Source organism: Nisaea sp., assembly GCF_039990255.1.
Classification (GTDB): Bacteria; Pseudomonadota; Alphaproteobacteria; order Thalassobaculales; family Thalassobaculaceae; genus Nisaea.
This window is the reverse complement of sequence record NZ_JBDXGG010000018.1, coordinates 934,501-954,497: the sequence shown is the minus strand read 5'-3', so window position 1 is coordinate 954,497 and position 19,997 is coordinate 934,501. Positions and strand designations below refer to the sequence as shown.

Sequence of the window (19,997 nt, the reverse complement as noted above, 5' to 3'; positions counted from 1 at the left end):
TTCCGGAGGTTCGGAAAATAATACGGGAGGATTACCCTCTAGGCGCGAGAAGACCGGCAATCAGTCGGCTGGCATCGCCTCAAGGCTTCACAAATTCAGGAGATCTCAATGATTAGAGACATCGTGCGCGCCCTCCTCGGCGGCGCAGGTTTGGCGGCGACGGTGCTGGCTGTGGGCGTCGCTCCCACCAGTGCCAATGCGGATGAACTCAAGGTCGGCTTCGTTTATGTCGGCCCGGTCGGCGACCATGGCTGGACCTATCGCCATGATATTGGGCGCCAGGCCATCGAGGCGGAGCTTGCCGGCAAGACAAAAACAACGTTCGTCGAGAACGTGCAGGAAGGCCCCGACGCAGAGCGTGTCATCCGCCAACTCGCCAGCGACGGCAACAAGCTGATCTTCACCACCTCCTTCGGCTTCATGAACCCGACGCTGAAGGTCGCGAAAAAGTTCCCGGATGTGAAATTCGAGCATGCGACCGGCTACAAACGCGACAAGAACGTCTCGACCTATGCCGCGCGCTTCTATGAAGGCCGCTATGTCGCCGGCCTGATCGCTGGCAAGATGACCAAGTCAAATGTCATCGGTTATGTCGGTTCTTTCCCTATCCCAGAAGTTATCCGCGGCATCAATGCCTTCACACTGGCAATGCGGTCGGTCAATCCGAAAGCCGAGGTGAAAGTTGTCTGGGTGAATTCCTGGTACGATCCGAGCAAGGAAGGCGATGCCGCCAAGGCCTTGATCGATCAGGGAGCGGACATCATCCTGCAGCATACAGACTCTCCGGCACCGCTACAGGTCGCCGAGTCCCGAGGCGTCCACGGCTTCGGTCAGGCGTCCGATATGGCCAAGTTCGCTCCGAAAGCCCAGCTTTCGGCGATCATTGATAACTGGGACAGCTACTACGTGGCCCGCGCCAAGGCGGCTCTGGACGGCAGCTGGGAGTCTACGGACACCTGGGGCGGTCTGAAGTCAGGCATGGTAGAAATGGCTCCCTTCGGCGCTGCCGTACCGGATGACGCAAAAAAGCTGGCGAACGATGCGATCGCCAGCCTCACGGATGGTTCGATCCACGCTTTTGACGGTCCGATCAAGGATCAGAGCGGCGCTATAAAGGTCAAGAAGGGGGAAACACTTGATGACGGTGCCCTGCTTGGCATGAATTGGTATGTAGAGGGTGTTCAGGGCAAGATCCCGAACTGACCCGACCAACGAAACAGCGAAACGGCCCCGCCCGCACCCGGCGCGGGGCCGTCTTCATTTGAAAGGCTTCTCCATGACCCCAGAGGAAATCCGCGACCGGGTAGTACATCGGGATGGACTGATCCTGGTCATCGACAAGCCTGCCGGATTGCCAGTCCATCAAGGTCCCGGCGGCGGTGACAACCTCGAAGCCTACTTCAAGCATCTGACATACGACATTCAGCATGTCCCGGCGCTCGGGCACCGGCTGGACCGCGACACGAGCGGCTGCCTCGTCCTGGGGCGCAATCCGAAAGGGTTGAAGAAGCTAGGAAAACTGTTCCGTGAAGGCCTTGTCGAGAAAACCTACTGGGCGATAGCCAACGGCGTCCCTAAAGAACCTGAAGGCAGGATTGAGCTCCCTCTTCGAAAAATCAGCAGTAAAGACAAGGGCTGGCGCATGGTTGTGGACCGGAAAGACGGCCAGCAAAGCATGACCGACTACAGGGTCGTGAGCACTGCTGATGGAATTAGCTTCATTGAGTGCTTTCCGCGCACCGGCCGGACACATCAGATCCGTGTCCATCTAGCCGCTATCGGCTGTCCGATTGTCGGAGATCCGATATATGGCAAGACAACAGACGGAAATGAGCCTCTACAGCTCCACTCCCGGGCTCTGCGCCTGCCGATGCAAGAGAGTAAACCACCGGTCTACGCGAAAGCGCCGCCGCCTGCACATATCGCTGCCTATTTGGAAAGACTTGGAGCTGGTCTGGATACGGAAACGTGCCAGGGTGACAAGTAAGGCTGCGGCATATAGGGTGTCAGGCAAGGCTCAGAGCCAAGGGAAGAGATCCATGGACATCAAAAGCACCATCGCCTCACAGACTATTGCGAGCACGCAGGCTAAACCTGTCCAGCGCAATGAAGGGTCGCAGGCACCTGGTCAATCTCAGCCATCGGCAGGCGCCGTGTCCGTGTCGGTAACTGGTGAAAGCCGGCAGTCGGCAGAACTTGGCGAAGGCGTGAATGACAATCTCTCTAGAGAGGACGCGCTCGCACTTGCCGGAAATATTGCGGAACAGCTTGCTAACCTGCCAGGCGATACCGGAATCGTCAGCAATCCGGCACTGCTCGAAGAAGCTGCACGCGGCATAAGCTAAGTACTATAGAACGTCATTGCTCTATGAATTCGGAGGTCCTTCTTTAAAAGGGATGACGATCTCAAGAGCCTCGGGAAATGAAAAGGGTGCCCGATGGCGCCCTTACGTATTGTGACGAAATGCCAGTGTCACACTTCTTTGTTTTCCAGTTCGCCCCGGGCTGCGCCAGCAATCATACGCTCCCTGACTTCAACCATGATTTCTTCCGGCGTCTTGTTGAGATAGTCGAGCAATGCGGTCACGACCGCCGATTAGCCAGCATTGGCATTCACCGCACGAGCCTCGGCCTCGGCCGTCCCTTCAATGGCTGAATTGTAGACACCGTTGAAGGTCGTTTTGAACCCACCCACGTTCGATATGCCAAGACTTTTTAGCTCTTTGCCGTTCAGGAGAGCGCTGTCGCTTTCCGCATATGTAATTGCTTCCATTGTTCCGCTCCTCGTTTGAAGATCAAACAATCACACGCAATATTTACGCCTAATGGGCGGTCCGAAAATCTGATCCATGAAGGCGGGAACACGAAGAACAAGCAGATGCCCCCTCGCTTAAGCGGCCTCGCCCTTGGTCCCCGTCCCCACCTTGACCTGGGAAGTTTCTTCCGGCTCGGCAAAGACTGCCCCGATCCGGCTACTGTAGACGCCAGTCGGGTGCATCCGGAAGTCCCCCTCGAAAAGCTTAGTAAGATCAATCTTTTCCCAGCCTTCCTCAACCGAAGAAGAGGCCGCGATGCCGGGTGCAGAATCTCTGTAGGTAACAGCTTTCACAATTAAAGCTCCTTTGCTGGATGATACCTAACCAATCCAGAGCAAGAAGCGTGCCCGGCGCTGTTAACTAAAAATGCGGCCAAAGCATCCGGGAAACAGCAAACGTCGCCATCTCCACGTAAAGCAGCATGAAGCCGAGCATGATGTAACGGTGAACATCGCTGGCAAACCGCGACTTCTGTGCCAGCGCGGTGCGGGTAAGCTCTCCGAGATGCGCGCGCATGAAAGACTGTTTCCTAGCTTCTGAGCTTTGCCAGCCCTGCAGCATCAGGATCGTACCGACTGTCGCGAGACTGAAAAGCCAGACGAGGTAAAATAGGAAGCCGATCAGGCTGACGTCGCCCCAGCGGAGCCAGACACCGACAGCAACCACACCGACGCATAACGCGGAAAAATAAATCAGCGTGTTCCATTGCTGCGCCTTAGCAAAGCGAATGTTCTCAGAAGCGTCGGTATAGAGTGCGAGAAACTCCTGCCTGGTATCGGAATCAATGTCCAGATGAGTCGTGTCGTGATGTGCAACCGTCCGGCGCACACGTTTCGGATCCTGTGGGTCCGCTCTGGACAGTCCATCAGCCATGGAAGGTTCCTCCAGCCAGCGTGTCTTAACAAATTATGCGCTTCCGTTCGTCATTGAATCAACTGCTTAGGATCCAATAAGGGACAGAGTTTCAGGACAATTTGCGCCTCCCCCTGCCGGATCAGCTCCGGCTCGCCACCGCGCTTTATCAGGTAAGTTCGTCGCGGTTCCGGCGCGGACCAGGTCAGAACCTGTTCAACTTCGACCCTGTCACCGGATATCCGATAGCTTGAGCGCCCCATCTCAAGGACCCGGTCTCCCGAAAGAGTGCCATGTTTCGGCAGGGCGCGAACATAAATCCCCCCGTGGAACACCAGCACCGCCGTACCACTGCATTTCGGCTGACCATCCGGCCCGGCTATGCCCCAAACGCCCTCGATTTTCGGCTCAGCCGCTGAGGCACTCCACGCCGTACTTGCAAGCGCGAGAAGAAACAGCAGCGCAGATGCCCGGCCGCGTGCCATAGCTCAGGCGGCACCCTTCTTCTTGGCCAAGAATGCCTCCATCATGACCTGCGGCTCACCCGTCTCGTAAGCGGCGGCAAAGGCTTCGATGCCCGCCTCGATGCCTTCTTCAAGCGACTCCTCTTCCCACACCTTCATCAATTGCTTCTGGATACGGACCGCTGCCGGACCGGCCTTGGCGATCTCTGTTGCCATATCCTCGGCCATCTCAAACAGCGAGTCCGACGTCACCATGCGTTCAATGAAGCCCCAATCACGGGCAGTGCGGACGTCAATCGTGGCGCCGGTATAGATCAGGTAGGATGCCTTGCCCCAGCCGATCAGACGCGGCAGCAGGGCCGCCTCGATGACCGACGGGATACCCACTTTGACTTCCGGCATGCCGAACTTGGCATTCTCTCCGGCAATCCGAATATCGCAAGCTGCTGCGACCTCCATGCCCGCGCCAAGGCAGTAGCCGTCGATGGCGGCGATTACCGGAACACGGCACTCCCGGATCGCCTTCATCAAGCCATGCAAACGCGAGATGAAAGCCTCTGCACTGTGAGCATCGCAAACAGCCATCTCATTAATATCGGCGCCACCGATGAAGGCCTTGTGCCCAGCACCACGCAGAATGACAGCACGGACTGTGTCGTCGTTCTCCAGAGCGGAAATCGCTCCGGTCAGCGCCTCTATTCCTTCAGAGCCGACAATGTTGATCTTTGTGCTGTTTTCCCAGGTTATCGTCACGACGATACCTGTGCCCAGCTCTCTGCGGTCTATTTCAACCGGCATTCCCTTTCACCCCCACGTCTTATCGCTCCCCATCGCCTTCCGGGCGCGCTTCAAACGGCTCGCCGCCAAACTCTCTTATCATTTGCCGGATCGCCTCTGCAGCGTCTTCCAGCATAGCCTCGTCCGTGCCGCGTGCCACCAGCGTGGTGCCGAATCCGCCAGCCCGGTAGTAGGGATAGCTGCCGATCTCGACATCGGGGAAACCATCCTGGATGGCGCCCAGTGCGACGGCAACAGTTCCCTCTCCGATAGTGCAGCTGACGGAGCGGGATTTCATCTTGGTGCCGTGTTTCAGTCCTGGCAGCAACTCCAGTATCATTGCCTGAAAGACGCTCGGCACGCCGGCCATCACATGAACGTTGCCGATAATGAAACCCGGCGCCACGGAAACGGCGTTGTCGATCAGCGTGGCCCCTTCCGGGGTTTCCGCCATCTTCTTGCGGGCCTCATTGAACTCACGCCCGGTCGTCTCATAATGCACTCTCATGCGCCGCATCGCTTCGGGATGACGGATCACCGGCTTGTTGAAAGCCGCCGCGATGGAGGCACAGGTGATATCATCATGAGTGGGGCCGATACCGCCCGAAGTGAATACATACGTATAGGCTTCAGAGAGAGCCTGGACAGCCGCGACGATCTCGGCTTCCTCGTCCCGCACCACTCGGACTTCTGAAAGCCGAATACCGGTTTCGGTGAGTTTCTCGGCAATAAAACCCAGATTCTTGTCCTTGGTGCGTCCGGACAGGATTTCATTACCGATGATGAGAAAGGCGGCTGTGACGGTTTCGTCTGACATGTTCGTCCGGGATTGCTATGACGGATCAGGAAACTAGAGCCCCGGAACCATGAGACAACGGACGCCCCGATGCAACTTCCGTCGCCGCTTTACGAAGGCACGCTGATCCAGCGCTACAAGCGTTTCCTGGCTGATGTTCGGCTTGCGGACGGGACGGAGGTCACGGCGCATTGCCCCAATCCAGGCGGCATGATCGGCCTGAAGGACCCGGGCTCTCGCGTCTGGCTCTCCAAATCAGACAACCCGAAGCGGAAGCTCGCTTACACATTCGAGCTGATCGAAACCCCCGGCGGTCTTGTCGGGATTCATACCGGCCATCCCAATGCCATCGTAGAAAAGGCCGTGCTGGACGGTACCATCACTGAACTTGCCGGATACGCAAGCCTGAGACGCGAGGTCAAATACGGCGAAAACTCCCGGATTGATCTTTATCTCGAGGATCCGGAAAAAGGCATCTGCTATGCCGAGGTGAAGAACGTTCACCTGAAGCGCGACGATGGACCAAACCCTGGCGCCGCCGAATTCCCTGACGCGGTGACGAAGCGCGGGGCCAAACACCTGGTCGAACTTGGCAATGAGGTGGCAAAAGGTAACCGGGCCGTCATGGTTTATCTGGTGCAACGGATGGATTGCGACCGGTTTTGCCTCGCCGAGGATATCGATCCGGGCTATGCGGAAGCGCTCAGGGTTGCCCGTGATGCCGGTGTCGAGGCGATCTGCTACGACACATCAATCACAACCGACGCCATCTCAGTCCGTCGCCCACTTCCCATTGTCTGGCCCTGACTGCGCCTTTTGGACCAGATTGACTTGACGCTTGCGCCGTCGGGTCGCATGTATGGCAGACACATTTACTGACATTGCCCGGCTCGCGCCGCGCATCTTGGAACAGCATGCAAGATCCTTCAGTCGCCCAGGATGAGAATTACCGCGCCATCAAACTGCATGGTCCGCTGGACTTTCAGGGCATGCGCCAGGCCGGACGTCTGGCAGCCGAGACACTTGATTATCTGACGCCGTATGTGAAACCGGGTGTGACCACGGAAGAGCTGGACCGGCTTTGCCACGAGTTCATTTTGGAGCACGGAGCCACCCCGGCACCGCTTGGCTACAAGGGGTTTCCGAAGTCGATCTGCACCTCGATCAATCACGTTGTCTGTCACGGTATTCCAGGCCCCCGGAAGCTGGAAAACGGCGACATCCTGAATATCGACGTCACTGTTATCCTGAATGGCTGGCATGGCGACACCAGCCGAATGTTCGGCGCCGGCAAAGTCGGCGTGAAGGCGCGCCGGCTGATGGACATCACCTATGAAAGTCTGATGCGCGGTATTGCCGTGGTAAAGCCCGGCGCGACGCTCGGCGATATCGGCTACGCCATCCAGACTTATGCGGAAGGCGAGCGCTGTTCCGTGGTACGCGATTTCTGCGGCCACGGCCTCGGCCGGACCTTTCACGCTGCTCCAAGCGTGCTGCACTACGGCGAGAAAGGCACCGGCCCGGTCCTGCAGGAAGGTATGTTCTTCACCATCGAGCCAATGCTCAATGATGGCAAATATGCCGTAAAAATCCTGCCCGATGGCTGGACCGCAGTGACCCGCGACCGATCCCTTTCCGCCCAGTTCGAGCATTCGATCGGCGTGACGGCAGACGGCTGCGAGATCTTTACGGAGTCCCCCAAGGGTTATACCAAGCCGCCCTACGCGGACTGATTTCCCTGCCGGCCGGAAAAACGCACCCGCCCCTTCCATGATCATTTCAGCGAGTGATCGAAGGGGAGGCTTTATTCGTGCCACGGGACCTAGTGAGTCCGGACTTTAATTCCGGGCACCGGCGCCGGCTCCGGGAACGTTTCCTGAAATCGGGCCCGGATACTATTGCGGATTATGAATTGCTTGAGCTGGTGCTGTTCCAGTCCCGTCCGCGCGGGGATGTAAAGCCACTCGCCAAGTCCCTGCTGGATCGGTTCGGCAGCTTCGCTGAAACCATCTCAGCCCCGGCGGAAGACCTGATGAAGGTTCGCGGCGTCGGGGAAAGCACGGCGATTGCGCTGACAAGCGTCCGTGCCGCAGCCGTAAGACTGATGCGACAGGAAGTTCAGGAACGCGCCGTTGTCTCCTCCTGGAACCAGCTCATCGCCTATTGCCGCGCCGCGATGGGTTTCTCGAAGCGTGAGCAATTCCGCGTGCTTTTCCTCGACAAGAAAAACCGGATTATCGCCGACGAGGTATTACAGGAAGGCACCGTCGACCACACACCGGTTTATCCTCGCGAGGTGGTGGCACGCGCGCTCGATCTCGGGGCGACTGCGCTGATCCTTGTGCACAACCATCCGAGCGGAGACACCACGCCGTCAAAGGCCGATATCGACATGACCGGCCAGATTCAGCGGGCAGCATCGGCACTCGGCATCGTACTGCACGACCACATCATCGTCGGCCGGGCGGCGCATACTAGTTTCAAGGCGCAAGGGCTGATATGAAGGAATGCGGGTCAGCAAAAGGCCCATTCTTCGCTTATCAGCCATACAAGGAGCCGCTGCCATGGATCTCCCGCTGATTCTGCTTGCCGCCCTGGTAGCGACCGCGAGTCCCGGCCCCGCCATTATCGCCATCGCAGGCACCTCCATGACATCCGGCCGCCGTGCCGGGCTTTCTGTCGCCTCTGGCGTGACTGCGGGCTCATGGATGTGGTCCGTAATGGCCGCCTTTGGTCTCGGCGCCGTCATGCTGTCCCATGTCTGGCTGTTCGAGACCATCCGGATAGCCGGTGCCGGCTACCTGCTCTTTCTGGCTTTGAAATCGGCACGAGCGGCGCTACGCCGGGGAAGCATGGAGATCACCAGAAAGCATGTGCCGTCCCTACGGCGCGCCTTTGGCAACGGGCTCGCGCTTCACCTGACCAATCCGAAGGCCATCCTATTCTTCGGATCCCTGTTCTCCCTCGGTGTTCCGCCCGGCTCTACCTGGGAGCATCTGGCAACAATCATTGCTGCTGTCGGACTCCAGAGCGAACTTGTCTTCCACGGTTACGCGCTACTGTTCTCCAGCCCGCACATGGTCCGTGTCTACAGTCGCTTCCGACGCGCATTCGAGGCAGTTTTTGCATGCGTTTTCGGCGCAGCCGGTCTTCGGATTCTGACCGCACGCGTGGACGCCTGACAACAGCACTCTTATTCGAGCTCTACCAGTTACGGATCGGCCAAGACCGCGTTACAGACGCATACGGCTTTATCCAGGACGGCCGGGCCGATGTCATCGGTCCCTCACTTCCCGGATGAAGCAGGCTGCCGCCACTCCGGCAAGGCAGCACCAGGGCAGCACCTGCAAGGCAAAACCGAAAGTCTCGACGGAATAGACACGTGCTCCATCCACCATCCGTCCGTCCCAATCGAGATCAAGCAGGTAGCCTATAGCGGGCTGGAGCACCGCGCCGCTACCGACAACGAAGCTGTTGATGATACCCAACGTCGCACTATTGGCCCATGGCGGGTTGTGCTCCCGTGCCACGGCGAAACTCAGCACCATGGATGACGACCCGAATCCCTGCATCACCAGAACCGCCTGAAGTAACGGTAACGGCATCGTCGGGAACAGGATGGTCAGCGAGATGCCCGCAGTAGCCAGCAGGCCGCCCGAAACCATGAAGGGCCGGCGCTTGCCGAACTTGTCGGAAAGCCACCCGAAGAGCGGCGCGCCGACGCCCCAGCCAAAAAACATGACAGACGCCAATGCAGCGGCTTCGGGCTTCACAAGGCCCCGCGCCTCAATGAAAAACGGCACGCCCCAAAGACCGCCAAACGCCAGCATCGCCCCGGTCATGCCAACGCCGAAAGCGGCCGCGAGCCAGGTCTGGTTGTTACTCAGGGCACGCTTCAGTCCTTCAAGTAACGGCCGCGACGGCTCGGCGCTGTCCTGCGGCCGATCGCGTACCGTGAGGAAGAGGCAAATAGTGAGGACCGCACCACCAACTGCAACCGCCCAATTGGTATCACGCCAGCCGAACTGCTCAACAGCATACCCGAACGGCGCCTGCCCCAGCACACCGCCGAGAACACCAAGCATCTGTGCAAGACCGCCCAGCAGGGCAAACCGCCCGGGGAACCAGATCGCCGCGACAGAGAGCGCGGCGACGAAACTGCAGGCGCAACCAAGGCCGATCAGAAAGCGCCCGAAATATGCCACCCAGAGCGAATCCGCTCCGGCGAACACCATTACCCCGACGGTACAGATCGCCGCAGCACCGGTTGCCAAACGCCGGGCACCAAGCCGGTCAATCGCAACGCCAATCGGGATCTGGATACTCGCATAGACATAGAAATAGACTGCCGAGAGGTTTCCAAGAATAGCGCCGCCGACCGCAAACTCCCTCATCAGATCGTCGACCATGACCGACGGTGAGACGCGCAGCACGAAGGCATAGAGAAAGAAAACCGAGGCAAACAGCCAGCCGGCGAGCAGCATCGCGCGTGGTGGTGAAAAAGACGGCGTCTTGGCTTCGGCAGTCACACAGCATGCTCCGGAAACGGTGCTTTCACCGAACTGAGTGACACGCAGGCACAACAGCGGTCAATCATTCCACGTGGCAGGACAGCCGCATTGAATTGTCATCAGTCTCTCCACGCGACACACTTCCCGCCAAAGGCAGCATTACGAGGACTTCATGCAGGACAACGGCACGGACGAGCGCAAGACAACGCACGATGCGGAAGATGATCCACGCAACCGCGACATCAAGATCTATATAAATGGCAGATTGGTTCCGCGCGCCGAAGCCACTGTTTCTGTTTACGATTCAGGCTTCATGCTCGGAGATGGCATGTGGGAGGGAATGCGACTGCACAACGGCAAATGGGTGTTTTTCGAAGAGCACATGACCCGTCTATTCGAAAGCTGCAAAGCAGTCTCCCTCAATATAGGCATGGACAGCGCCGGCATCCTCTCCGCCTTGAACCAGACCGCTACCGCCAATAAGATGCATACCGACGCGCACTGCCGTCTGATGATCACACGCGGTTTGAAGGATCGGCCGTTCCAGCATCCCTCGCTTTCCCGCAGCGGGCCGACAATCGTAATCATCCTGGAGCATTCGAAACCGGCGAGCGGCCTTCACCGGCGCGGCATCCGGCTGGCGACGGTGCCCCAGGTCCGGGGCTTGCCGCATTCACAGGACCCTAAACTGAATTCTCACTCAAAGTTGAACTGCGTCATCGCCTGCCTGCAGGCCGAACAGGCCGGGGCCGACGAAGGGTTGATGCTTGACCCGCACGGCTTCGTAAACACGACAAATGCCTGCAATTTCTTCATTGTCAGACATGGGGAAGTTTGGACATCCACAGGCGACTACTGCATGAACGGCGTCACCCGTCAAAAGGTCATCGATCTATGCAGGCAACATGAGATCCCGGTGTTTCAGAAGAATTTCTCGCTCGTCGAATGCCATGGCGCCGACGAGGCATTTCTGACCGGTTCATTCGGCGGCATCACGCCTGTCGCCGAGATTGACGGCAAGACAATCGGCTCCAGCAATTTCCCCGGGCCCATGACGCAAAAACTACACACACACTACAACACTCTCGTTGAAAATACGTTCATTGAGCATCCAAACCAATGCAATTAAGTAATCAGTCAAATATTAGTATACTCGCCACACACTTATATTCTAATCATAATGCGTCACATTCAAGAAAGATCCAGCCGACGCCATGAAACAAAACATTACGGATCAAGACATATTTTCGTCCGTGATCGAAAATGTGAGCCAAGGTCTCTGTTATTTTGATCAAGACCTCAATCTGGTTGTCTGTAACCGGCGTTATCTTGATTTATTTGACTTCCCGGACCGAATGGGAACTCCAGGGACTCCGTTTGACCAGTTCTTGCGACACAACGCCGAGCGTGGCGAGTACGGCCCCGGGCAAATAGAAGACCTGGTCAGCGAGCGGATTACAGCAGCGCGTCAGGCGGAAGCCCACAGCTACGAACACGAGCGGCAGGACGGAATGGTTCTCCGTATTACCGGCACTCCCGTCAAAGGCGGCGGATTCGTAACCACTTACGACGACATCACCGAATTGCGGAAATCCCAGCGCGCGCTTGAGCAATCGAACGAACATCTGGATGACATTGTCTGGAAGCGCACCGCACTGCTTCAGAAACGAGAGAGCGATCTGTCGGCCCAGACCAAAGCACTGGAAACCATCCTCGACGCCGTGAATTACGGCATCACCCTTTTCGGTCGCGACCTGAAGCTGGTCGCAGCGAACCGTCAGGCCTTTGACATGATAGGCCTACCCCAAGAACTCAATCACCCCGGAGTGCGGTATGAGGATCTCGCGAGGCTCCTGGCCACGCGTGGCGAGTATGGCACGGGCGATGTCGAGGTGCTGGTGCAGGAGCGCGTGGATCGAGTCAAAAACCTAGTGGCGCGGCGATTCTTTCGAGAACGATCAGACGGCCGGATCCATGACGTCTGGAGCCGCCCGGTCGAAAACGGGTTCGTGACAACCTATGTCGATGTGACCGAACAGAAACAGCTGGAATCCCTCTTACGTAGCAATAACAAGGAACTTGTCGAAAAATCGGCGGCTCTCGAAACTATTCTGGAAACGATGAGTGACGGCATATCGCTATTCGATAAAGACCTGAATCTGGTTGCCGCAAACCCGCAGGCATTCGACCTGATGGCCGTACCGCATCATTTCAATCAGCCAGGCCGCCATTTTACCGAATTCCTTCGATATCAGGCGGAAATGGGCGAATTTGGGCCGGGCGACATCGACGAAACTGTAGAACGGCATGCCGCAGCAGCAACGGGGGACAAGCCATATAAATCAATTCGGCAACGCGTGGACGGGACCATAATCGAAGTAAATCGCCGCCCGATCGAAAACGGTTTCGTGGTGACCTACAGGGATGTGACAGAAGAAAAGCGTCTTGAAGCCCTTCTGCGCTCGACTAACGAGGAACTCGAAAAACGGGTCGAGGAACGTACGTCCGAGCTGAATAAGCAACTGCAAGAAACCGAACGCGCGGAAGCGGAAATGCGGGAGGCGAAAAGCCGTGCCGAACATGCCGACAGAGCGAAGTCGGATTTTCTTGCCCGCATGAGCCACGAAATCCGCACTCCATTAAATGGGGTCATCGGTCTGAACCGCATCCTTGCGGATACGGAGCTGACAGAAAGACAGACAGATATCGTTGCCAAAGTGCGCTCCTCATCGGACGCTTTGCTCAGCGTTGTGAATGATGTCCTTGATTTCGCGAAAATCGAAGCTGGTCAGCTCGATATCGAGTTAATTCCCTTCAAAGTGAGCGATGTTCTGGACAGGGTCACATCCATTGCCGCGACACGCGCAGAGGAAAAGGCGCTCGCCTTCGAAGTAATCTCGAATGGAATTGAAAAGATGCAATTCCTCGGGGACCCTTTCCATATTGGCCAAATTCTTACGAATTTTTGCAGTAACGCAGTGAAATTCACCGATACTGGCAACGTTCGGCTGAGCGTAACCTCGGGAGCCGAGAGGAACGGGATCAAACATGTCCGATTTTCCGTCTCCGATAGCGGAATCGGTATAGAAAAGGAAATTGCAGAACGCATTTTTATGCCTTTCCATCAAGCGGATGCATCAACAACACGCCAATTTGGAGGAACCGGTCTCGGACTAGCCATCTGCCGGGAACTTGCTCATTCGATGAATGGAGAGGTCTCGGTCGAAAGCCAGCCAGGTCAGGGAAGCACGTTTCACGTAGACCTGCCTTTGAAGTCGGTGACGGATGAGAATGCCATCCCCCTTGGTAGAGATCTGGACTGGCGTGCCGCGTGCAATGGTCTTCGGGTTCTGCTGGTGGAAGACAACTTGATTAACCGCGAAATTGCGAGAGTCCTGCTTGAAGGCGCCGGTATCCACGTGACATCGGCCGAACACGGCAAGGAGGCTGTCGACATCATGCTTTCCGATGCACCGCCAAAAATGGATGCCATCCTGATGGACCTACAAATGCCGATAATGGACGGTCATGAAGCGACGAGACGCATTCTGGCCGATCCAAGGCATCGCAATCTGAAGATTATCGCGCTGACCGCACACGCAGTAGCAGAAGAGATGGGAAAAAGCCGCGCAGCTGGAATGTGCGGCCACATCACCAAACCTTTTGAACCCGATACTCTGTTCCGGCATCTGGCAGAATGCAGCGCCTGCAACGGTTCAGAATGTACCTAGACGGTGATATCGAGAATAGAGCCACGCGGTAGGTCTGCACTGACCTCTTCGAGTGGAATGGCTTGCTGGCGTTGCGGAGTGCGTTGATCAGCATTTTGATTCGTGCCAGTCAGTTCCTGCGCAAAACGGCTGGTTGCCGGATCCAATGATCCGGCATTATTTCGCCGATCTTCAGCACCACTGGGCTGAGATGGGACCTGCCTCTGCCCGGTTGGAACCGGTATCAGAGGGAAGTTGTTTATCGGACCAATTGCCATACCAACCCTGATCACTCAGGCCGGTCTCCAGCACGTATTCTGCCGCAAACCGGTCAAATAATCCATCGCCATATCACGAGGATATATTTATATTGGATTTTAGATAAATATGTCAATTATGCGCTTTACATTAATTGACATCCGGCAGATCCGCCCTTGGCAGAACCATATCGATCAATCTCAACTCTCCGGCGGCAACGCCCTTTTTTTCAATGTCTTGACGAAACCCACGGGATCTTGCAGCGGATCATGTTCGCCCGCCGCATCCCGAACGGACTCGCTGATCTGACGTCCTGCATTCTCCAGTTTTGGCTTTGCCCGGACATAAACCTCCGCAGCAATGTCCGTCGCACGCTGCTGAACCTCAGGGTTCTGCACGATCCGCCGAGCAGCTTCCCACAAGAGACTTTTACCGAACATTGACCCCTCCTTGTGCTTCCGAACCCGGTTCAGCGTCCACCATAACCGGTGACGCCGAACTTCGTCGCGACTTTCTCGATCTCTTCATCCGGAAGGATCGCCGGTTGGCCGATCTGCAGAGCCCGCCAATACATGGCAGCCAACGTCTCGGCCTCGACAGTCAGTGCCAGAGCACGCTCCAGATTGGGCCCCAGCACAATCAGTCCATGGTTCCCAAGCAGACACGCCTTGCGCCCTTCCAGCGCCGTCAGCGCATGATCGGATAGCTCCTGAGTCCCATAAGTGGCATATGGGGCGCAGCGGATCGTAGGCCCACCGAAAAGCGCAATCATGTAATGAAAGGCCGGAATTTCCCGGTGCAGACAAGCCAGCGTGGTCGCGAACATGCCGTGGGTATGAACGATGGCACCTGCGTCCGGGCGGGCCCGCATGATGTCGAGATGGAACCGCCACTCACTGGAAGGCTTGTGCTTGCCCTCCACATTTCCTTCCAGATCCATTCGGACGATGTCTTCCGGGGTCAGCCGGTCATAGCGAATGCTGGACGGCGTCATGAAGAAGCCTTCTGCAGGGTCTTCCCCGCAACGCACACTGACATTACCGGATGTGCCCTGGTTCAAACCCAACTCGTTCATGCTCAGACACGTATCGATGACTTCCTGCCGGAGTGCCCGCTCAGCCTTACCTATTTTCACAGTCATTAATCCTCACCCGCCTGACGCATTTCCGGGAACAGCTGCAACAGCCCCTCCTCACTCGCTTCCGCAAGACCTCGCTCCGTCAACAAACCAGTGACAAGACGCGCCGGCGTCACATCGAATGCCGGGTTAGCCGCCTTGCTCTTTTCCGGCGTGATCGTCACCGTCGCCACTTTGCCATCCGCCATACGCCCGGTGATTTCCGTCACCTCGCGGAAATCACGCTCTTCAATTGGAATGTCACGCACACCGTCAGCGATGGTCCAGTCGATGGTCGGAGACGGTAGGCCAACATAGAAAGGCACGCCGTTATCAAATGCCGCCAGCGCTTTAAGATACGTGCCGATCTTGTTGCAGACATCACCGGCCCGCGTCGTTCTGTCCGTCCCGGTGATTACCAGATCGACCATGCCATGCTGCATATAATGACCGCCCGCATTATCCACGATCACCGTATGCGGCACACCGTGATTGCTCAGCTCCCACGCTGTCAAGCTAGCGCCCTGGTTGCGCGGCCGGGTCTCGTCGACCCAGACATGAACCGGAATACCCGCATCGTGCGCCAGATAGATCGGCGCGGTCGCGGTTCCCCAATCCACTGTCGCGAGCCAGCCCGCATTGCAGTGGGTCAGCACGTTGATGGTCTCGCCCGGCTTCTTGCGTGACTGGATATCCTTGATCACCGCGAGGCCTGCCTCCCCGATGGAGCGGTTGATCTCCACGTCCTCGTCACAGATGTCACCCGCCAGCGTGAAGGCGGCATTCGCCCGAGCCTCCGGCGCCAGAGGGCCGAGCTTCGTCCGCGCGGCATCAAGTGCCCAACGTAGATTGACCGCCGTCGGCCGGGTTTCGTAAAGCCGATCATAGGCGGTCGACAGGCCTGCGTCTGAGGCATCCTCGCGCATGGCCAGCCAAATGCCGTAAGCCGCCGTCGCCCCGATCAACGGCGCGCCGCGCACCAGCATCGCCTTGATCGCATGGGCTGCGTCCTTCAGCGTCTCAAGCCGCGCGATCTCGAACCGGTGCGGCAATTTTGTCTGGTCGATGATCTCGACCGCATTGCCGTCAGGCGTCGGCCAGATCGTGCGATGCGGCTTGCCGTCGATCTTCATGGATACGCTCCCTCTTGAGCTGTCTTCTTAACTGTCCCGCCCACAGCGTGACTCAAAGCGGCGGCAATGATAAAACCCCGCCTGCCTGATTGCCATCACGCAATCGAGCAGGCATTCCGGTATCAATCGCACGCAGCAGTCACCCGAGGATACACATGATCCCGCGCTATTCCCGCCCCGAGATGGTCAAGATCTGGGAGCCCGAGAACAAATTCCGCATCTGGTTCGAGATCGAGGCCCATGCCTGCGACGCACAGGCCGAGCTCGGCGTGATCCCGAAGGAAGCCGCCAAGGCTGTCTGGGAACGCGGCAATTTCGACATTGAACGGATCGACGCAATTGAGCGTGAGACCAAACACGATGTCATCGCGTTCCTGACCAACCTTGCCGAATATGTCGGCGACGAAGCCCGCTTCGTGCATCAGGGCATGACCTCCTCGGACGTTCTCGACACGTGCCTTGCGGTACAGCTCACCCAGGCGGCGGATCTGTTGCTGGCCGATCTCGACGCCTTGCTGGCGGCGATCAAGCGCCGGGCCTTCGAGCACAAGATGTCCCCGACCGTTGGCCGCAGCCACGGCATCCATGCAGAGCCACTGACCTTCGGTGTGAAGCTGGCCGGGTATTACGCCGAGTTCGACCGTAACCGGGCACGGCTGTTGGCCGCCCGGGCCGAGATCGCCACCTGCGCCATTTCCGGTGCCGTCGGTACCTTCGCCAATATCGATCCGCGCGTCGAAGAGCATGTGGCCGAAAAGCTCGGCCTTGCTGCCGAGCCGGTATCCACCCAGGTCATCCCACGCGACCGACATGCAATGTTCTTCGCCACCCTCGGTGTCATTGCCAGCTCCGTCGAGCGTCTCGCCACAGAGATCCGGCACCTGCAGCGCACCGAAGTCCGCGAAGCCGAGGAATACTTCTCTCCGGGCCAGAAGGGCTCGTCGGCCATGCCGCACAAGCGGAACCCTGTGCTGACAGAAAATCTGACCGGCCTCGCCCGGCTGGTTCGCTCCGCCGTTGTCCCGGCAATGGAGAATGTTGCGCTCTGGCATGAGCGGGACATCTCCCACTCCTCCGTCGAACGGATGATCGGCCCGGACTCCACCGTAACACTCGACTTTGCCCTCACCCGCCTGACCGGCGTGATCGACAAGCTGCTGATCTACCCGGAAGGCATGCAGGCGAACCTCGACCAACTCGGCGGTCTCGTCCATTCCCAGCGCGTACTGCTCGGCCTGACCCAGGCTGGCATGAGTAGGGAAGACGCCTATCAGGCAGTGCAGCGCAACGCGATGCCGGTATGGCTGGAAGGTAAGGACTTCCTGACACTGCTGAAAGCTGATGATGCAGTGACAGCGCTGCTCGACGCTGCTGCGCTCGAGTCCCTGTTCGATCTCGGCTACCACACCAAGCACGTGGACACGATCTTCAACCGGGTATTCGGCGAAAGCTGATCCCTTGGAGGGTCAAAAAACGTAAAACGGCGCCTCAAGGGGCGCCGTTCTTTGTTTCTTCGCATGAAACGCGGAGAGTATCAGCCCTCGTTCTGGATCTGATCGACCGCGATTCCCATGAATTCGTCCAGTTTATGGCGGATACGGTGCTCTGAGAGATCGGCGCCGGTGCCTTCGATGCTCTTCAGCACGAACTCCACCACATCGTCGATTCCCGGCTTCTCCATGTCGGCCATGACAACTTCTTTTGCATAGGCAGCGGCTTCGTCACCGCTCTTGCCGAGGAATTCTTCCGCAACCCAAAGGCCAAAAAGCTTGTTGCGGCGGGCGCTTGCCTTGAACTCGAGTTCGGAGTCATGAGCAAACTTGGCCTCCTCACCTTTTTCGCGTTTGTCGAAACCTGACATTGGTGGAGTTCCCTTTCGTCGTTTTCAATCCGCTGCTCGTCATGCCGTCTATCATGTCGGCATTTGACGCAACATAAATCTTTGCAAGAGAGCGCAATTTACCAGTCCTTACGCTCTCTGTTAAACGGCAGATGGGGAGCGATAGACTTCTTGTCAAAAATTGTTTCGACTTTCGTTTCCCCATCGTACGGTCCAGCCATGTGCACCCTCATCATTTTGCGCCGACCGGGCCATTCCTGGCCGGTCCTCATCGCCGCCAACCGGGATGAAATGCAATCCAGACCCTGGACGGCACCAGATCGCCACTGGCCGGATCGGCAGCATGTTATCGCCGGACTGGACAAGTTGAGTGGCGGCTCGTGGCTCGGCGTGAACGATCACGGTCTGGTCTCAGGCATACTGAACCGCCGCGGTTCGCTCGGACCAGCGGACGGAAAACGTTCTCGGGGGGAAGTCGTCCTCGAAGCGCTGGACCATGCAGAAGCCGAGGCGGCCGCCAAGGCTCTTGGTGAGCTGGACGGAACCAGCTATCGCAGTTTCAACATGATGATTGCCGATACGGAGAAAGCTTTCTGGCTTCGCAACGAGGCAACTGACGATGGCGAGATTGATGTTTTCGAGATCCCGGAAGGGGTTTCGGTCTTCACAGCCTATGACGTCAACGATCCGGAGAGCCCACGCGTCCGGAGGGCTCTGCCCCGTTTTCGTGTTGCAGAAACACCCGACCCGGACAAAGGCGACTGGGCCGCATGGGAGACCCTCCTCGCCGACCGGACACAAGCCGTATCAGACGATTATGGCTCAGCCATCAATCTCGATAACGGGGCTGGATTCGCAACTGTTTCCTCTTCGCTGATCGGATTGCCCGCCGACACTGGACGTAATCCGGTCTGGCGTTTTGCAGCCGGACCGCCAGACAGGTCCAAATTCACTCTTGTCGATATATTGGACTGAACTTTTGACTGCAAAGAGGCCCCCCCAACGAAAAACGAAAAGCGCGCCACTATCGAGCGATTCCATAATCGCCGCCGCGATCCATTTGTTGGACAGCCAAGGGCTGGATAACTTTTCCATCCGCAACATCGCCAAGGCCCTCGGCGTCTATCCCACAGCGCTTTATTGGCATGTGCCGAACCGGCATCAACTGATCGCCAGGCTTATGGCAGCGCTGTTTGCCGATGTACTGCCACCCCCTGATCCTGACTGGCAAGCGTGGCTGAAAGCACTGTTCCGACGCTATCGCGACGTTGTGCGCGCGCACCCGAATATCTCGCCACTGATTGGCGGACATCTGGTCTCGAGCGCCAGCGTGGATCTGGATCTTGTCGAGGGCATTCTCGCAACCTTGCGAAAGACCGGCTTCGCCAATGACGATCTGGTGGATGCTTACAACACGGTTATCGCCGGTTTATGCGGGTACGCCACTCAGGAATTCGCACATGTCTTTCCTGATCCGGCGGGAGATCTCAAACACTCGCTTACCGCCAATATCAAGGCGGCTGACCCGACCCTTTACCCGACCCTCGCAGCAGAGCGGGACAGGCTACTGAACCACGCCCTCATGCTGCGATGGCAGAACGGAAGCGGGTCGTCTCTGGAGTCCGGTTTCGAGATGTATACGGATGCTCTGATCGCCGGATTGGCGCGGAAAGCAGCTCAGATTAAGAGTTCTGTTTGAATTTTATTGTACAGTGTACAATGT

Annotated in this window: 23 protein-coding genes; 12 read left to right on the top strand and 11 right to left on the bottom strand. The window is 57.6% G+C overall.

The features are described 5' to 3' along the window. Positions 1-108: 108 nt before the first annotated feature. From ABJ076_RS14740 to ABJ076_RS14730, 3 genes are all read left to right on the top strand, one after another. Positions 109-1,203 carry a BMP family ABC transporter substrate-binding protein gene (locus ABJ076_RS14740; RefSeq protein ID WP_348184642.1) on the top strand — a complete coding sequence of 365 codons (1,095 nt, stop codon included), beginning with the start codon at positions 109-111 and terminating at the stop codon, positions 1,201-1,203. Between the two features lie 73 nt (positions 1,204-1,276). Then, positions 1,277-1,987 carry an RNA pseudouridine synthase gene (locus ABJ076_RS14735; RefSeq protein ID WP_348184640.1) on the top strand — a complete coding sequence of 237 codons (711 nt, stop codon included), beginning with the start codon at positions 1,277-1,279 and terminating at the stop codon, positions 1,985-1,987. 52 nt (positions 1,988-2,039) lie between these two features. Beyond that, positions 2,040-2,345: a hypothetical protein gene (locus ABJ076_RS14730; protein ID WP_348184638.1), complete on the top strand. Its 306-nt coding sequence runs from the start codon at positions 2,040-2,042 to the stop codon at positions 2,343-2,345. A 251-nt stretch (positions 2,346-2,596) separates the two neighbouring features. Here ABJ076_RS14730 and ABJ076_RS14725 read toward each other — a convergent pair whose 3' ends face one another. From ABJ076_RS14725 to ABJ076_RS14700, 6 genes are all read right to left on the bottom strand, one after another. After that, complete coding sequence (locus ABJ076_RS14725) at positions 2,597-2,773, bottom strand: hypothetical protein (protein ID WP_348184637.1); 177 nt, start codon at positions 2,771-2,773, stop codon at positions 2,597-2,599. A 117-nt stretch (positions 2,774-2,890) separates the two neighbouring features. Beyond that, a complete protein-coding gene (locus tag ABJ076_RS14720; RefSeq protein ID WP_348184635.1) occupies positions 2,891-3,109 on the bottom strand; it encodes a hypothetical protein in 219 nt (72 codons plus the stop codon). 67 nt (positions 3,110-3,176) lie between these two features. Next, entirely contained in the window at positions 3,177-3,689 is a 513-nt protein-coding gene (locus ABJ076_RS14715; protein WP_348184633.1) for a hypothetical protein, read from the bottom strand. A 50-nt stretch (positions 3,690-3,739) separates the two neighbouring features. After that, on the bottom strand, positions 3,740-4,153 hold the full coding sequence (locus ABJ076_RS14710) for a hypothetical protein (RefSeq protein ID WP_348184631.1): 414 nt from the start codon (positions 4,151-4,153) through the stop codon (positions 3,740-3,742). Positions 4,154-4,156: 3 nt separating this feature from the next. Further along, the gene (locus ABJ076_RS14705) at positions 4,157-4,930 is read right to left on the bottom strand and encodes an enoyl-CoA hydratase (protein WP_348184629.1); all 774 of its coding nucleotides are present in this window, start codon (positions 4,928-4,930) and stop codon (positions 4,157-4,159) included. 19 nt (positions 4,931-4,949) lie between these two features. Further along, positions 4,950-5,726 carry a competence/damage-inducible protein A gene (locus ABJ076_RS14700; protein ID WP_348184627.1) on the bottom strand — a complete coding sequence of 259 codons (777 nt, stop codon included), beginning with the start codon at positions 5,724-5,726 and terminating at the stop codon, positions 4,950-4,952. A 69-nt stretch (positions 5,727-5,795) separates the two neighbouring features. Between ABJ076_RS14700 and sfsA the strand changes: the two genes are divergently transcribed. From sfsA to ABJ076_RS14680, 4 genes are all read left to right on the top strand, one after another. Continuing rightward, positions 5,796-6,512 (top strand): DNA/RNA nuclease SfsA, encoded by a 717-nt coding sequence (gene sfsA, locus ABJ076_RS14695; RefSeq protein ID WP_348184625.1) that lies wholly within the window; start codon positions 5,796-5,798, stop codon positions 6,510-6,512. Positions 6,513-6,619: 107 nt separating this feature from the next. Beyond that, on the top strand, positions 6,620-7,438 hold the full coding sequence (map, locus tag ABJ076_RS14690) for a type I methionyl aminopeptidase (protein WP_348184623.1): 819 nt from the start codon (positions 6,620-6,622) through the stop codon (positions 7,436-7,438). Positions 7,439-7,515: 77 nt separating this feature from the next. Then, a complete protein-coding gene (gene radC, locus ABJ076_RS14685; protein WP_348184621.1) occupies positions 7,516-8,208 on the top strand; it encodes a DNA repair protein RadC in 693 nt (230 codons plus the stop codon). A gap of 61 nt (positions 8,209-8,269) precedes the next feature. Next, positions 8,270-8,887, top strand: a complete 618-nt coding sequence (locus tag ABJ076_RS14680; RefSeq protein ID WP_348184619.1) for a LysE family transporter — start codon at positions 8,270-8,272, stop codon at positions 8,885-8,887. Between the two features lie 93 nt (positions 8,888-8,980). Here the strand turns inward: ABJ076_RS14680 and ABJ076_RS14675 are convergent, their stop codons facing one another. Then, positions 8,981-10,234, bottom strand: a complete 1,254-nt coding sequence (locus tag ABJ076_RS14675; RefSeq protein ID WP_348184617.1) for an MFS transporter — start codon at positions 10,232-10,234, stop codon at positions 8,981-8,983. 154 nt (positions 10,235-10,388) lie between these two features. Between ABJ076_RS14675 and ABJ076_RS14670 the strand changes: the two genes are divergently transcribed. Next, positions 10,389-11,345, top strand: a complete 957-nt coding sequence (locus ABJ076_RS14670) for an aminotransferase class IV (RefSeq protein WP_348184616.1) — start codon at positions 10,389-10,391, stop codon at positions 11,343-11,345. 85 nt (positions 11,346-11,430) lie between these two features. Further along, the gene (locus ABJ076_RS14665; RefSeq protein WP_348184614.1) at positions 11,431-13,947 is read left to right on the top strand and encodes a PAS-domain containing protein; all 2,517 of its coding nucleotides are present in this window, start codon (positions 11,431-11,433) and stop codon (positions 13,945-13,947) included. A gap of 437 nt (positions 13,948-14,384) precedes the next feature. Here ABJ076_RS14665 and ABJ076_RS14660 read toward each other — a convergent pair whose 3' ends face one another. The 3 genes from ABJ076_RS14660 to mtnA are packed head-to-tail and all read right to left on the bottom strand — an operon-like array spanning position 14,385 to position 16,434. Further along, positions 14,385-14,624 carry a hypothetical protein gene (locus ABJ076_RS14660; RefSeq protein ID WP_348184612.1) on the bottom strand — a complete coding sequence of 80 codons (240 nt, stop codon included), beginning with the start codon at positions 14,622-14,624 and terminating at the stop codon, positions 14,385-14,387. Between the two features lie 29 nt (positions 14,625-14,653). Beyond that, the gene (locus ABJ076_RS14655; RefSeq protein WP_348184610.1) at positions 14,654-15,325 is read right to left on the bottom strand and encodes a class II aldolase/adducin family protein; all 672 of its coding nucleotides are present in this window, start codon (positions 15,323-15,325) and stop codon (positions 14,654-14,656) included. Next, positions 15,325-16,434 carry an S-methyl-5-thioribose-1-phosphate isomerase gene (gene mtnA, locus ABJ076_RS14650; RefSeq protein ID WP_348184608.1) on the bottom strand — a complete coding sequence of 370 codons (1,110 nt, stop codon included), beginning with the start codon at positions 16,432-16,434 and terminating at the stop codon, positions 15,325-15,327. Before mtnA ends, ABJ076_RS14655 begins: the two co-directional genes overlap by 1 nt. A 155-nt stretch (positions 16,435-16,589) precedes the next feature. Between mtnA and purB the strand changes: the two genes are divergently transcribed. Continuing rightward, positions 16,590-17,888, top strand: a complete 1,299-nt coding sequence (purB, locus tag ABJ076_RS14645) for an adenylosuccinate lyase (protein WP_348184606.1) — start codon at positions 16,590-16,592, stop codon at positions 17,886-17,888. An 80-nt stretch (positions 17,889-17,968) separates the two neighbouring features. On the opposite strand, the gene ABJ076_RS14640 is transcribed toward purB, so the two are convergent. After that, positions 17,969-18,295, bottom strand: a complete 327-nt coding sequence (locus ABJ076_RS14640) for a DUF1476 domain-containing protein (RefSeq protein WP_348184604.1) — start codon at positions 18,293-18,295, stop codon at positions 17,969-17,971. Positions 18,296-18,445: 150 nt separating this feature from the next. Here ABJ076_RS14640 and ABJ076_RS14635 point away from each other — a divergent pair, with 150 nt between their 5' ends. Both ABJ076_RS14635 and ABJ076_RS14630 read left to right on the top strand, forming a co-directional pair. Continuing rightward, positions 18,446-19,249 (top strand): NRDE family protein, encoded by an 804-nt coding sequence (locus ABJ076_RS14635; protein WP_348512081.1) that lies wholly within the window; start codon positions 18,446-18,448, stop codon positions 19,247-19,249. Then, a complete protein-coding gene (locus ABJ076_RS14630) occupies positions 19,194-19,973 on the top strand; it encodes a TetR family transcriptional regulator (protein ID WP_348184600.1) in 780 nt (259 codons plus the stop codon). The genes ABJ076_RS14635 and ABJ076_RS14630 overlap by 56 nt, the downstream gene beginning before the upstream one ends. The last annotated feature ends 24 nt before the right edge of the window (positions 19,974-19,997 follow it).